Consider the following 14,098-nt stretch of genomic DNA (forward strand, 5'->3'; position numbering starts at 1 on the left):
CCGACGGCGTTAAAGTGCCAGAAGGCCATCAGCTGTGGGCGAAGATGTCCTCTTCATCCCAGCCCATCAGGTCGAGTTTCGCACGCGTCGGCAGGAAGCGGAAGCAGGCATCGGCCTCCCTGGTCCGGTTGTCGCGCGCCAGCCGCGCGCTCAGCACGTCCCGCAGCCGGTGCAAATAGAGCACGTCGGAGGCCGCATATTCGAGCTGCTCGGGCGACAGCGTCTCGGCCGCCCAGTCCGACGATTGCTGCGCCTTCGACAGGCCGACGCCGAGAAGCTCGAAGCAGATGTCCTTGAGCCCGTGCCGGTCGGTGTAGGTGCGCGTCAGCCGCGACGCGATCTTGGTGCAGAACACCGGCTCCGGCATGACGCCGAAGGCATTGTAGAGCACGGCAAGGTCGAAGCGGCCGTAATGGAAGAGCTTGGTGATGCTGCGGTTCTTGAGCAGGCTGACGAGGTTCGGCGCCTTCTTCTGGCCGGGCGCGATCTGGATGACGTCGGCCGAGCCGTCGCCAGGCGAGATCTGCACGACGCAGAGCCGGTCGCGATGCGGGTTCAGCCCCAGCGTCTCGGTGTCGATGGCGACCGCCCCGACATCGTAATGCAGCAGGCCGGGCAGATCGTTTTTGTGGAAACGTATGTCGCTCATCGTCTTCTCCGGTCGCGGCCCCGTGCAGCGATGCGCGACAGACCATGCCCGTCCTTGCCGCGATCCGGCGAAAAATCAACAAAAACTTGAGTCTGGCGCAATTTCAGCGTGTCAGCGCCTCGAGAATGCGCGCCCAGGAGCGCTGGCCCTTGTGGAAGGAGCTCATCTCGTACTTCTCGTTCGGCGAGTGGATGCGGTCGTCGTCAAGACCGAAACCGACCAGCAGCGATTCCATGCCGAGATAGGTCTGGAAATCGCCGACCACCGGGATCGAGCCGCCGCTACCGGTCACCACCGCTGGCTTCGGCCATTCGTCGGACAGCGCCTGCTTGGCCTTGGCGAGGAAGGGCGAGTCGTAGGAAAGCTGGATTGCCGGCGAGCCGCCATGCGGATGAAATTCGACCGAGCAGTCCGCTGGCACGCGCTGCCTGGCAAATGCCTGGAAGGCGGCGCGGATTTTTTCCGGATCCTGTTTGTGGACCAGGCGGAAGGAGACTTTTGCCGAGGCTTGCGCGGCGATCACCGTCTTGAAGCCCTTGCCGGTATAGCCGCCGATAATGCCGTTGAACTCGGCCGTCGGTCGCGCCCAGGTGAGCTCGAGCACCGAGCGGCCCTTTTCGCCGGACGGAATCGACAGGCCAATCGGGCCGAGGAAGGTCTCGGCCGTCTCGCCGAGCGACAGCCACGACTGCAATATCTGCGACGGCGTTTCCTCGACGCCGTCATAAAAACCTGGAATGGTGACGTGACCATCCGCATCGTGGATGTCGGCCAGGATCTTTGCCAGGATGCGGATCGGATTGGCTGCCGCACCGCCATAGAGCCCGGAATGCAGGTCGCGGTCGGCGGCGCTCACCGTGATCTCCTCGCCGACCAGACCGCGCAGCGAGACGCAGATCGACGGCGTATCGCGGTCCCACATGCCGGTGTCGCAGACCAGCGCGAAATCGGCCTTGAGCTCATCCGCATTCGCCTCGAGAAACGGCTTCAGCGACGGCGATCCGGACTCCTCCTCGCCCTCGAACAGGATCGTGATTCGGCACGGCAATCCGCCATGCACCTGCTTCCACGCGCGGCAGGCCTCGACGAAGGTCATCAGCTGGCCCTTGTCGTCGGCCGCGCCGCGGCCGGTGATCACCTTGTGGCCGGGCTCGATCTCCTTGACCGCCGGCGCGAAAGGGTCGCTTTCCCACAGCTCGATCGGATCGACCGGCTGGACGTCGTAATGGCCGTAAAACAGCAGATGCGGCGCGCCCGCCGGCCCGTCGTGATGCGCGACCACCATCGGATGCCCCGGCGTGTCGCGCACGCTGGCGTCGAAGCCGATCAGCTTGAGCTCGGCGACAAGCCATTCGGCGGTCTTGCGGCAGTCGGCGGCGTAGTCCGGATCGGTGGAGATCGACTTGATGGCGAGCAGGCCGAACAGGCGTTCCAGGCTCTGGTCGAAGTTCTTGTCTAGGCGGTCGAGAACAGGGGAAACTGCGGACATCTGGCGGGCCTTTCGATTCTGGCGGCGAATCTAGGGCCCATGCGGCGAAACGGAAAGCCCGCGACCGTTGGGCCACAGCTTCCTGTCCAAAGGCAAAAAAATGCCGCCGTGGTGGAGGGGAACCACGGCGGCCTTTACTCGAAACGATGCGGCAGCCCGGAGAGGGGGGATAGGCTGCCGCAAGTGTCCGGGATAGGCGGGGGACGGGCCTTGCTCCGGACTTCGGCGAAAACTGCCGATGGCGTTTATCTGTGTCTGCGAACGTGGCGATTCAAGGGCACAAAAATTACACTTTTGTAACATAGGCGTGAGCGAACAAAGCTCCGGCCAGGCCGCCAGGGCCGGCCAAGCTCGCACGCCATTTGTCAGGGTGTTGCCGGAACCCTTGGCGGAAGCCGCCTTTGGCATGGACCGCGGCGCTGCGCCGCGCTATTCCCTCGTGCCATGAAAAAAGGCGATCATCTCTTCCTTGTCGACGGCTCCGGCTACATCTTCCGTGCCTATCACGCGCTTCCGCCGCTGTCCCGCAAGTCCGACGGGCTGCCGACCAGTGCAGTGCTCGGCTTCTGCAACATGGTCTGGAAGCTGACGCAGGACGCCCGCAACACCGATGTCGGCATCGTGCCGACGCATTTCGCCGTGATTTTCGACTATTCGTCGAAGACCTTCCGCAACGACCTCTACCCCGAATACAAGGCCAACCGCTCGGCGCCGCCGGAAGATTTGATCCCGCAATTCGGCCTGATCCGCCAGGCGACCAGGGCCTTCAACCTGCCATGCCTTGAGACGGAAGGCTACGAGGCCGACGATTTGATCGCCACCTATTGCCGGCTTGCCTGCGAAGCAGGCGCCGACACCACCATCATCTCTTCCGACAAGGACTTGATGCAACTGGTCGGCCCAACGGTTGCCATGTACGACCCGATGAAGGACCGCCAGATCGGCGTTCCCGAGGTGATCGAGAAATGGGGTGTGCCGCCACAAAAAATGATCGACCTCCAGGCGCTGACCGGCGATTCGGTCGACAATGTGCCGGGCGTGCCCGGCATCGGGCCGAAGACGGCAGCGCAGTTGCTCGAACAGTTCGGCGACCTCGACACGCTGCTCGCCCGCGCCGGCGAGATCAAGCAGGACAAGCGGCGCGAATCGATCATCGCCAATGCCGACAAGGCGCGCATCTCGCGTGACCTGGTGACGCTGAAGAACGACGTGCCGCTGACCGGGGGGCTCGACGAGTTCGTGTTGCACGCGCCGGACGGCCCAAGGCTGATCGGCTTTCTCAAGACCATGGAATTCTCGACGCTGACCCGCCGCGTGGCCGAAGCGACGGGAACCGACGCGGGCGACGTTCCAGCCACCCCCGTCACCATAGAGCGTGCCGATACCGCGCATGGCCCCGATATGGGTTTTGGCCTGCCCGCGGCCGCCGAGAGCGCACCGCCGTCGGACGAAGCGGCACTCGAAGCCCCAGCCGCAGCCAAGCAAGGCGACACCCCATCCCTGCTTTCGGCGCTTCGCCTGGAGGCTGCCACCGCCCGCAAGATCGACACCAGCGCCTACACCTGCATCCGCGACGCCGCGACGCTGAAGGTCTGGATCGCCGAGGCGATGGAGAGAGGCATCGTCGCCTTCGACGTTAAGGCCTCCTCGCCCGATCCGATGCGGGCCGAACTGATCGGCCTTGCCATGGCCGTCGCGCCTGGCCATGCCGCCTATGTGCCGCTCGCCCATAAAAACGGCAATGGCGACCTGCTCGGCGGCGGCGCGGTCGAAAACCAGGTCCCGGTCCGCGACGCGCTGGCGTTGCTCAAGCCGCTGCTCGAGGACAAATCCGTCCTCAAGATCGTGCACGACATGAAATACCGCCTTGTCGTCATGAGCCGTCACGGCATCGAGATCGGCCCCTATGACGACACCATGCTGATCTCCTACGTGCTCGAGGCCGGCACCCACGGTGGCCATGGCCTGGAGGCGCTGGCCGATAAATGGCTCGGCCACGCGACCATTCCGCTGAAGGAACTGGCCGGTTCGGGAAGAAGCTTCGTCGGCCTCGATCAGGCCGACCTCGGCAAGGCGACGGCTTACGGCGCCGAGCACGCCGACGTCGCGCTCAGGCTCTGGCAGGTGCTGAAGCCACGGCTTGCCGCCAAGGGCCTGGTCTCGGTCTATGAACGGCTGGAACGGCCGCTGGTGCCGGTCCTGGCACGGATGGAGCAGCGCGGCATCTCCGTCGACCGGCAGATCCTGTCGCGGCTCTCCGGAGAACTGGCACAGGGTGCCGCACGGCTTGAGGACGAAATCTACCAGCTGGTCGGCGAACGCATCAACATCGGCTCGCCAAAACAGCTCGGCGACATCCTGTTCGGCAGGATGGGTCTGCCCGGCGGTTCAAAAACCAAGACCGGCCAGTGGTCGACCTCGGCGCAGCTTCTCGAAGACCTCGCCGCCGAAGGCCACGAATTGCCGCGTAAGATCGTCGACTGGCGCCAGCTGACCAAGCTGAAATCGACCTATACCGATGCGCTGCCCGGCTTCATCCATCCCGACACCAAGCGCGTCCACACCTCCTACGCGCTTGCCGCGACGACGACCGGACGGCTGTCGTCCTCGGATCCCAATCTGCAGAACATTCCGGTACGCACCGTGGAGGGGCGAAAGATCAGGACGGCCTTCATCGCCGACAAGGGCAACAAGCTGGTTTCCGCCGACTACAGCCAGATCGAATTGCGCGTGCTGGCCCACGTCGCCGAAATCCCGCAGCTCAAGCAGGCCTTCGCCGATGGCGCCGACATCCACGCCATCACCGCGTCTGAAATGTTCAACGTGCCGGTCGAGGGCATGCCTTCGGAAGTGCGCCGCCGTGCCAAGGCGATCAATTTCGGCATCATCTACGGCATTTCGGCCTTTGGCCTCGCCAACCAGCTGTCGATCGCGCGCGAGGAAGCCGGCGACTACATCAAGAAATATTTCGAGCGTTTCCCCGGCATCCGCGACTATATCGATGCGACCAAGGCCTATGCCCGCGAGCACGGCTTCGTCGAGACCATTTTCGGCCGCCGCATCCACTATCCGGAAATCAGATCGTCAAATCCTTCGGTCCGTGCGTTCAACGAGCGCGCCTCGATCAACGCACGCCTGCAGGGCACCGCGGCCGACATCATCCGCCGCGCCATGATCCGTATGGACGAGGCGCTGGAAAAAGCCAGGCTTTCTGCCCGCATGCTGCTGCAGGTGCATGACGAGCTGGTCTTCGAGACCGTCGAAGCCGAGGTCGAGGCGACGATCCCGGTCGTCTGCCACGTCATGGAGAACGCCGCCATGCCGGCGGTGTCGATGTCGGTGCCGCTGCACGTCGACGCCCGCGCCGCCAACAACTGGGAAGAGGCGCATTAGCGTACGGACGTCCGCGGCCGACCAATTGCGATCTGTAGCGATCTTTCGCGCCCCCCTCTGTGCTGCCGGACATCTCCCCCACGAGGGGGAGATTGGCAGCTTCGGCGCTGCATACCATCTTGCACCGTTGGAGATCGGCGAAAACGGGGATAATGGCCGATCTCCCCCCGTGTGGGGGAGATGTCCGGCAGGACAGAGGGGGGCGCTGTCCCGCCGACATCAAAAGGGTCGCCACCGCTATGTCGCGGCCTAACAGGGCTTCAAGCCGCCTCGGCCAAACACTTCGCACAAGTCCCGCGGAATTCGATCACCGCCTTCTTGGCGGCGAAGCCGGTCGAGCGTACCCATTCGTCGAGCCGGTGGCCGACATCGTGGTCGGAGAACTCGGTCACCTGGCCGCAGGTGTCGCAGATGGCAAACGCTGTCATCGAATGGCTGTGGTCGTGCGGCTCGGCACAGGCGACGAAGGAATTGAGGCTTTCGAGCCTGTGCACGAAGCCGGATTTCACCAGCGTGTCGAGCGCCCGGTAGACCTGCAGCGGCGCGCGAAAACCGCGCTCGCGCAGTTGGTCGAGCAACGTATAGGCGCTGAGCGGGCCGCTGGCGGCCTCGAGCTTCTCGAGAACGCAAAGCTGGTTCTTCGTCAGTACATCCCTTGCCGCCATGATCCTGTTCCAAGCCGCTCCGTGCCGATCGCTGCCATTTCGCAAGCAGTCGGACCTCTTCCACTGAGATAGCGACGAACTGCCATTTTTGCTACTGTTTCTATCCGCAGCCGGTGGTCGGCTGGCCGGCGGCGCCATATTCAAAATACTGACAAAATCCTCGGCAAGGCTGGCCGTGCTTGGAAATTCGATCGGGCTTGGGGAAGCAATCATGATCAAAGTGACGCGGCGGACGCTGCTTACCTGCACGTCCGCGCTGGCCGCTGCCGGCCTGGTGCCGTTTCGGGCATTCGCAGCGGCGCGCACCTACCATGCGCTGCTTGTTGCCTGCACCGATTACCCGAACCTGCCGAAGAAAAACTGGCTGATCGGACCGAAAAACGATGCCGGCCTAGTGCGCGATTACCTCCTGGGGAACACGCCCGCGCCGGTAAAATTCCTGGCCGAAAACGTCACGCTGCTCGCCAAGGATGTCGAAGGCGCCAACGGACCGCCGACACATGCGGCGATCAAGGCGGCGTTGGCCGATCTTGCCGCCAAGGTCCAGCGCGACGATTTCGTCTACCTGCATTTGTCCGGTCACGGCGCGCAGCAGCCGGCAGCCAACAAGGGCGACGAGACGGACGGCCTCGACGAGATTTTCTTGCCGTCCGACATCGACAAATGGGTCAACCGCGAAAAGGGCGTGCCCAATGCGCTGGTCGACAACGAGATCGGCACCGCGCTCGACGCTATTCGCGACAAGGGCGCCTTTATCTGGGCCGTGTTCGACTGCTGCCATTCCGGCACGGCGACGCGCGCCGCCGAGGTCGACGACGAGTTGGAACGCAAGGTCGAGTTCGCCGATCTGGTCGGCGGCGACGACGCTGCCAGGGCGGCTGCGGTGAAAGCCTATGACGAGATTGCGTCGGCCGCGCCGCGCGGCTTTGACGAGGACGGGCAGCGCAAGCCGGCCTTCAAGCTGACGCCGACCGGCGCCGAGCCGACCACCAAGGGCAAATTGGTCGCCTTCTACGCGGCGCAGACGGTGGAGACGACGCCCGAGATGCCGCTGCCCAAGGGCACGGCCGATGCACCGCGTTTCGGGCTGTTCACCTTCACCATCCTGTCGAAACTGGCCGAGAACCCCAACATCACCTATCGCCAGCTCGGCCAAGCCGTGCTGCAGCAATATTCGGCGGACGGCCGCACCCGGCCAACGCCGCTGTTCGAAGGGGAACTCGACGCACGCGTCTTCGGCACCGACAAGACCGAGGCGGTCATGCAATGGCCGATCGTCATCGAGAACGACAAAGCCACGATCGGCGCCGGGTTGCTGCATCGCCTCACCCCCGGCAGCAGGCTCGCAATATTGCCGTCGGCGCTGTCGCCGCTGTCCGAGGCGCTTGGCTATCTCCAGGTTCAGTCGGCGAAAAACCTGGAAAGCCGGGTCAAGCCGGTCGAGTTCGGCGGCAAGCCGGCGCTCAAGCTGGCCGACATCCCCGCCAATGCCTATGCGCGGCTGGCCGAGCTCGCCGTCGACTACAAGCTCGTGGTCGCGCGGCCGGCAGCGGCCAAAGGCCTCGAGAAAGAGGCCGCGCTGGCGAACTCGGTTCTCGACGAACTGGCGGCCAGGGAGAGCTCAGGGTTCCACATCGCGCTGGTCGAGCCGGGCAAGAGCGCAGATCTGCGTCTCGCAGTGCTGCGCGAGAACGCCATTGCCGGCGCCGCAGAAGATGCCACCGACACGCCGGCGCTGTGGTTCCTGCCGGCTTCGGGCGACATGACGCTCAAGGGCGGCAGCAAGCCGCCGTTGATCGTCATTCATCCGGACGGCCGCGAAAAGTTGATCGAGGCCGCCGCAGGGAATCTGACGAAAATCTTCCGCGCCATCGGACTGTCGAGGCTGGCCGCCGCTTCCGATTATCGGCCGGAAGAGGTCAGCGTCGAGTTCCGGATCAAGCGTTTTGACAGCGACACGCTGCAGCCGATCGAACCGTCGACGGTGCCGCGTGTTTCGCCCGACGATCAGGTCCACGTGCTGGCCAGGAACGGTTCGACCAACCTGGTCGACATCAACGTGCTCTATGTCGGCTCCGACTATTCCATCCAGCATTTTCTTGCCGAGCGCCTGACCGAAGGCGCCGTGCTCGAGGAAGGCCTGTTCAAATTCACCGACACCAGCTTCGGCATGGAGCGGATGATCGCCGTCTTGACCGAAGCACCGCCGCAGAGCGAGAAGCAGGATCTGAGTTTCCTGGCGCAAGAGGGGGTTGTCTCGGTAACGCGCGGACTGGGACAGCCAAGCTTCGCCGACATGCTGGCCGATATCGGCATGGCGCCGGCGACGCGTTCGGCCATGCGGCTGACCGACGACAAGGGGTCGAAGGGCGCCGTGATGATCTTCCCGATGGAGACGGTGCCACGCGCCTGAGGCGGGGTCAGGTGCCCGGCCGGGCCTCTTGCCTAACCGGCTGATAATGAACATTCTTCGACCGCCGCTGTCGGCGGCCGAACGGAACGGATGAGGGCGTTCGTGAACAGGATCGTATTTTCGTGGCGCGCAACAACCGCCGGCCTTGTCGCCGGGCTGTTGCTGGCCGCGAATGCTTCGGCGGACGAGGCTTGCGGCCTCTGCGCCAAGGAGGTCGTCATCAATTCCGAACTGGCGAGTTGCTTTCTCGACCAGTACGACCAGATTGCCAAAACCGGCAACGCCGCCGTCGTCGTCGATCTCAGCAGTTGCACCTCACGCGGCGTGGTCGAGCCGTTGCCGTCGCCGGGCAAGGCGCAGGTGGCGCCTGACGTGCAGTTCATCGTTTCGCGGGCGCAGCTGGATTGCCTGAAGAAGAAGCTGGAGGCGCCGGGCATCGTGCTCGACCCGTCCGCCACCATAGAACTGGACAGCTGCGGATGACGAAAGCGGGGGGCAACGCAACGCAGCAGGCAGTGACGGCGCCGGTACCGCAAAAGAAGCCGGTGTCGCTGCCGGAAACCGTCGAAGGCCTGCCGTGGGTGAGCAATCACGAGGTCAAGAAGGAGGCGAACCCATTCACCGATCGCGACTGGCGCATGCTCGTCTATGCCTGGTCCGGATTGCTGGTGCGCCTGGCGATCATCTTCACCTTGATCTTTTCGGTCTACCAGTTCCTGGCGAACCAGGAGCAGAAGCGCGTCGAGCAAACGATGTCGCTGGTCGAGCTCTGGGAAAGCAAGGATTACCAGCAGGCGCAACGGGCCCTCAAGCAACGCCTGGCGGCGCTCAACGCCAAATACAGCAATCTGCTCAGTGCCAATCCGACGCCGACCGAGGAACAGGTGTTCAGACAGCGCATCGGCATCGAAGCGATGAGCGCAACCGGCGGCGACATGCCGCTTGCCGAGTTCAGCGACAATTTCGACCGCATCGTCTATTTCCTCAACCGCCTTTCCTTCTGCGTCGAAGGCAGGCTGTGCTCGCGCGACGTCGCCGACTCCTATTTCCGCGACTATGCCGCTTCGTTCTGGAGCTATTTTGCCGGCTATATCGACAAGGAGCGCAAGGCCGGTTCGCCGACCTTCGCCGTGCCGATCGAGAACTATGTGCGCCAGGCGCCACCCTCGGCCCAGTCCAGATAATCCCCGAAAAATGCGAAGCCGGCGACGGAAATGCTCCGCCGCCGGCAGGTTTTCCGCGACGATCGCGGCCGAAATTCTGCAAGCCTATTTGTACAGGCTGTTGATCCACTGGACGTTGATGGCGTTCAGGCGCACGGCGGTATTGGCATCCGGGCTCTCGGCCACGTTCACGCCGGTGATGACGCGCTGCTTGGAGCCATTGTCATAGGCATAGACCGAGCTGCCGCTCGATCCTGGATACGTGTCGCAGTCGTACTGGAAATACTCCGTGGCGATGTGTTCGGCGAGCACTTCGCAGGTCGCCTTCCACATCGTGCCCATCGGCTTGTCGCCGGGATAGCCGACGATGTTGGCGGTGAAGTCGCCGAGATCCACATAATTGGCATAGCCCAGCCAGCCGAGATTGGTGCCGACATCCTGTTTCAGGGTGACGATGCCGAGATCCCACGGCACGACCGAGCCGTAAAAGCCCTGGTAATTGTCGATGAAGCCCTGGACGATATAGGCGCTTTCATAGGTGAAGGCGCCGAACGGTGCGTCGTCGGCGGTCTTGCCATTGAGAGCCGGGACGAACAGGATATCGTCCAGCCAGGCCTTGTCTTCGTGGCTGTAGAGGCAGTGCGCCGCGGTGAGCACCGTGCGCGGGCCGATCAGCGTCGCCGAGCAGCTGCCATAGCTGCCGCTCTTCGATTTGCCTTCGAGATAGCCGATCGCCGTGAACGGGTAGGTTTTGGTATTCTTGATCTGCTCGCGGTCGTCCGTCCCGAACACCTGGCGGCCGGCCTCTTCGCCTCCGCTCAGCCCGGAATTCTCGGACTTCTGTCCCTCGGCGGGCGCGTTCATTTCCTTGATGACAAGGTCCTTCAGCGTCTCGTTCGGATCGATCTTGATGTCCTTGCCATCGGCGGAGCGGCCGACGATGCCATAGGATTTGACGGCCGTTGCTTCGTCGGTGAGCGGCGCGGCGCGGTTGGCCTCGTCCTCGGTCAGTTTCGGCGGGGCGATCGGTTTCGCCCGGCCAGGCTTGTAATCGCCCGATGTCACATCCCGCATGCTTTCGCCGTTGCCGGCATTGGCGGAACCTGGCTCGGCAGCCAAGGCAGGAACCGCCCACATTGCGGTGGAAAGCAACGCGGACGCAATAATGCACTGTGTCAGTTTTGTCATGGTGAGACTCTCCCAAAAGTCAGCAAGGACTGGATCAAGATACAGAAATATTGTCGAGATCGTGGTGGCGCAGAAAAATGAAATTAGTTACCGGTGTCTTTACCGGGCCATTATTCAGTGCAGCCAGTTTAGGTCCCCGCCAAAAAAGCCTGCAACGGTATACTGCCTAAAATAATCCAACATTGGCAACGACAAATTGCTTCCACATAGCCCGTGGAGGGCTATAGGATTTTGGGCGGGTTTGGCTCGACAGCACGACTAGCAGAAATGGTGCTCGGCTTTGTGACGGATCGTGCTTCGCCGTGGAGCATGATCTCACCGGCCGGTTCCATTTCAGTGGATCATGCGTCGGCGACTGACCTGTCGGGAACATCGTCTCAGGGGGTTCGAGGTGAAGATCATCCATAGGTTCAGACCGATTGCCGCCGCCGCGCTGCTCGGCATCGCGGCGGCCGTGCCGGCCGTCAATTCCGTTCATGCCACGGACGCCGCCGCCCGGCCGGAGGCGGCGATCTCGCCGATGAAACGCCTGGCCGAGGCCAGGGCAAAGGCCAGGGTGGAGAATCCCGACGGCGCCGATCGCGTCTACGGCGGCAAAGAGGCCGAGAAGGGCGCTTACCCGTTCCAGGTGGCATTGCTGACCACCAACAGACTGGACAAAAGCCCGGCCTCGCAGGCGAATGCGCAGTTCTGCGGCGGCAGCCTGATCGCGCCGCAATGGGTGCTGACGGCGGCGCACTGCCTCAATGACGACGGCGGGCCGATTTCGCCTGATGTGGTCACCGTGCTCACCGGCGCCACCGATCTGAGCGAGGGCAAGCGCTACAAGGCGGTGGAGATCATCGTCAACGAGGGCTATAGCGAGCAGACGCTGGACAACGATCTCGGCTTGATCCGGCTGGCCGCGCCGGCCGATGCCCCGACCATCAAAATTGCCCGTGAGCCGACACCGGACGCCGGCAAGACGACGGTCACCGGTTGGGGCAAGATGCAGGACGGAACGTTTCCCACCGCGCTGATGGTCGCCGACCTGAACCTCCAGCCGAACGCAACCTGCAACAGCGGCATCAAGGCGATTTATGCGCATGATTTGAAGGCAGCGCTCGGCGAGCTCGCCCGCCGCATGCGTTATTCGGAAAGGGGCATCGAGGCGGCCGCCAACGCGATTGCAGCCGATATGGCCGATCCGCTTACCGGCAACATGATCTGCGCCGGCACCGCCAGCGGCGAGCGCGACGCCTGCAATGGCGACAGCGGCGGGCCGCTGTTCATGACCGGCGCCGATGGTCCGGTGCAGGTCGGCGTCGTCAGCTGGGGCGAAGGTCCGGCCGACGGCGGCACCGCCTGCGGCCACAAGAACGCCTACGGCATCTACACGCGGCTGGCCAATTACACCGGCTGGATCGAGGAGAAGATGAAGACGGCGGCGCCCGCAGCGCCCAAATCCCTCGGCACGGCGCAGAAGCCCGCCACGCCCTGACCGGTGTCATCTGCCGAATGACGGCGGGAGCAATCCCGCCGTTTCTGCCCGGAACCTTAGGTTGGGACTAGAACCAGCGATCGCGGCGCTGGTCTGTGGCGGCCAAGGCGAGGCCGAGTAGCGCCCCTACGGCCGCTCCGAGTATGAAGGCGGACGATATTGTGCCTGGATTCTCCTGGACAACCCCGGACACTGTCTGCGCCCTGTTGCGCAGGGCTTGTGCCGTCCGCGAGGCGCGCTCAGCAGCGTTGCCATACCAATCGCCGGCGTCCTCGATCGCCTCTTCCGCGCGTTCCGCCAAGGTTCGGTTGATCTTGTTGATCTCGCGCCTCAGCTGCGCGACCTGCTTCTCCAGGGCTTCCTGAGCTTCACGTTGAGTCATCTTCGGTGCTGCGGATTCGTTCGGTTCGTCGGCCATGGTAATCTCCTTTGCTCAGGCTCGGCTCAACGGCCGGCCCACTGTGCAGGTTCCTCCGCAAAACGCGTATGTCCGGTGTTTGTTCGGTGAGAAACCGGCTTTTGTCCGGCATGTCTGCGAATTCGGCATCAACATCGGATCGTTCCGGCGCTCCCCGCGTTGGTGAAAACGCCACAAGGGAGGAACCGCCATGGACAACGATCGGCATGAAAAAATTCGGCAGCGAGCCTATGAAATCTGGGTGCGCGAGGGCCGCCCGGATGGCGCGCATGAGCGTCATTGGCAGCAGGCGAAGCAAGAGCTTGGCCTCGACGACGCGGACGTTCCGGCGGGAACGATCGCCAGTTCCGACGTTCTGACGGTCGAGGCACTGGCGATGCGCACCGGGATAACCGGTGATCAGGCGCAAGAGCTGATCGACAGGCTTGGCAACGACAGAGCGACGCTCGAGGAAGCCGCGCGGAACCTCAAGGCAGCCGAAAGTTAGAGCGTGTTTGAGAAGGGGATTCCCAGCGCTGCTTATCAAGCACGCTTTTAGCGGCGCTCGACACCCTTTGCCGCCAGGATGTCATCAACGGCTGCCGACATCAGAAATTCCGACAGCTGCTTGGCCGCTTCTGCGTCCGTTGAATCGGCGCTGATGCCAATGGCGAAGTCAACGTAGCTTTGGAGCTCTTCCGGAAACCGACCGACAAGCATGACCTCGGGAGTGGCGGCGAGAATCGAAGTCACGGGAACGACCCCCAACTCGGCTTCCCCACGGCCCACGGCCGGCGCTGTCTGCCCTCCTGGTATGGCCACCAGCTTGGGCTTCACTTCATCCGCTATTCCCAAGCGTTCCAGCAAACCGGAGAAGTAGCCACCGCTGGTTCCTTCACTGGCGTAGGCAATCGATCTGGCGCTCTTCAACGCCTGTTCGAACGCTTCCACGGACCCGATGTCGAGCGGCCGACTGCCTGCCTTGGCCGCCACCCCCATTGCTATCCGGCCAAACGCCACCTGGCTCCCCGCCTTGACCTTTCCCGAGGCAGTCAGATCCTGAACCAGGTCCGGATTGGTGATGACGAGGTCAAAAGCTTGCCCAGCTTCAATCTGCTTCTTTACTGCCGGATTGAGCTCCCACTTGACCGCAACTGTGAATCCCGTGGCCGTTTCGAACTGAGGTATGAGAGCAAGGACGGCGGGACGGACTGCAATAGCGCCAAAAAGCCGGATTTCCTGATTCATGGCCTAACCCCGA

General features: G+C 63.3%; 12 protein-coding genes. 6 read left to right on the forward strand and 6 right to left on the reverse strand.

The features are described from left to right. Nucleotides 1–28: 28 nt before the first annotated feature. Complete coding sequence (locus NKJ23_RS00440; RefSeq protein ID WP_023675237.1) at nucleotides 29–649, reverse strand: ribonuclease D; 621 nt, start codon at nucleotides 647–649, stop codon at nucleotides 29–31. 103 nt (nucleotides 650–752) lie between these two features. Then, a complete protein-coding gene (locus NKJ23_RS00445) occupies nucleotides 753–2,138 on the reverse strand; it encodes a M20/M25/M40 family metallo-hydrolase (RefSeq protein ID WP_352677612.1) in 1,386 nt (461 codons plus the stop codon). A gap of 444 nt (nucleotides 2,139–2,582) precedes the next feature. Between NKJ23_RS00445 and polA the strand changes: the two genes are divergently transcribed. Then, complete coding sequence (gene polA, locus NKJ23_RS00450; protein ID WP_352677614.1) at nucleotides 2,583–5,531, forward strand: DNA polymerase I; 2,949 nt, start codon at nucleotides 2,583–2,585, stop codon at nucleotides 5,529–5,531. Nucleotides 5,532–5,791: 260 nt separating this feature from the next. Here polA and NKJ23_RS00455 read toward each other — a convergent pair whose 3' ends face one another. Then, on the reverse strand, nucleotides 5,792–6,196 hold the full coding sequence (locus NKJ23_RS00455) for a Fur family transcriptional regulator (protein WP_023675234.1): 405 nt from the start codon (nucleotides 6,194–6,196) through the stop codon (nucleotides 5,792–5,794). Nucleotides 6,197–6,407: 211 nt separating this feature from the next. Here NKJ23_RS00455 and NKJ23_RS00460 point away from each other — a divergent pair, with 211 nt between their 5' ends. The 3 genes from NKJ23_RS00460 (at nucleotide 6,408) to NKJ23_RS00470 (ending at nucleotide 9,793) form a co-directional block, all read left to right on the forward strand. After that, the gene (locus NKJ23_RS00460) at nucleotides 6,408–8,609 is read left to right on the forward strand and encodes a caspase family protein (protein ID WP_352677616.1); all 2,202 of its coding nucleotides are present in this window, start codon (nucleotides 6,408–6,410) and stop codon (nucleotides 8,607–8,609) included. Nucleotides 8,610–8,711: 102 nt separating this feature from the next. Beyond that, nucleotides 8,712–9,092 (forward strand): hypothetical protein, encoded by a 381-nt coding sequence (locus NKJ23_RS00465; protein WP_031211345.1) that lies wholly within the window; start codon nucleotides 8,712–8,714, stop codon nucleotides 9,090–9,092. Further along, nucleotides 9,089–9,793 carry a DUF4760 domain-containing protein gene (locus tag NKJ23_RS00470; protein ID WP_352677618.1) on the forward strand — a complete coding sequence of 235 codons (705 nt, stop codon included), beginning with the start codon at nucleotides 9,089–9,091 and terminating at the stop codon, nucleotides 9,791–9,793. Before NKJ23_RS00465 ends, NKJ23_RS00470 begins: the two co-directional genes overlap by 4 nt. Nucleotides 9,794–9,877: 84 nt before the next feature. Here NKJ23_RS00470 and NKJ23_RS00475 read toward each other — a convergent pair whose 3' ends face one another. Beyond that, the gene (locus NKJ23_RS00475) at nucleotides 9,878–10,960 is read right to left on the reverse strand and encodes a trypsin-like serine peptidase (RefSeq protein ID WP_023675230.1); all 1,083 of its coding nucleotides are present in this window, start codon (nucleotides 10,958–10,960) and stop codon (nucleotides 9,878–9,880) included. A 391-nt stretch (nucleotides 10,961–11,351) separates the two neighbouring features. On the opposite strand from NKJ23_RS00475, the gene NKJ23_RS00480 reads away from it, so the two are divergent. Next, nucleotides 11,352–12,440, forward strand: coding sequence for a S1 family serine peptidase (locus NKJ23_RS00480; RefSeq protein WP_352677620.1), 1,089 nt, complete (start codon nucleotides 11,352–11,354; stop codon nucleotides 12,438–12,440). Between the two features lie 67 nt (nucleotides 12,441–12,507). Here NKJ23_RS00480 and NKJ23_RS00485 read toward each other — a convergent pair whose 3' ends face one another. Beyond that, nucleotides 12,508–12,858 carry a hypothetical protein gene (locus tag NKJ23_RS00485; RefSeq protein ID WP_023675228.1) on the reverse strand — a complete coding sequence of 117 codons (351 nt, stop codon included), beginning with the start codon at nucleotides 12,856–12,858 and terminating at the stop codon, nucleotides 12,508–12,510. Nucleotides 12,859–13,048: 190 nt separating this feature from the next. Between NKJ23_RS00485 and NKJ23_RS00490 the strand changes: the two genes are divergently transcribed. Further along, entirely contained in the window at nucleotides 13,049–13,345 is a 297-nt protein-coding gene (locus NKJ23_RS00490; protein ID WP_352677622.1) for a DUF2934 domain-containing protein, read from the forward strand. Between the two features lie 47 nt (nucleotides 13,346–13,392). Here the strand turns inward: NKJ23_RS00490 and NKJ23_RS00495 are convergent, their stop codons facing one another. After that, the gene (locus NKJ23_RS00495) at nucleotides 13,393–14,085 is read right to left on the reverse strand and encodes a molybdate ABC transporter substrate-binding protein (protein ID WP_352677624.1); all 693 of its coding nucleotides are present in this window, start codon (nucleotides 14,083–14,085) and stop codon (nucleotides 13,393–13,395) included. Between the last annotated feature and the right edge of the window lie 13 nt (nucleotides 14,086–14,098).

The sequence above is a fragment of the Mesorhizobium sp. M0184 genome (assembly GCF_040322215.1).
Classification (GTDB): Bacteria; Pseudomonadota; Alphaproteobacteria; order Rhizobiales; family Rhizobiaceae; genus Mesorhizobium.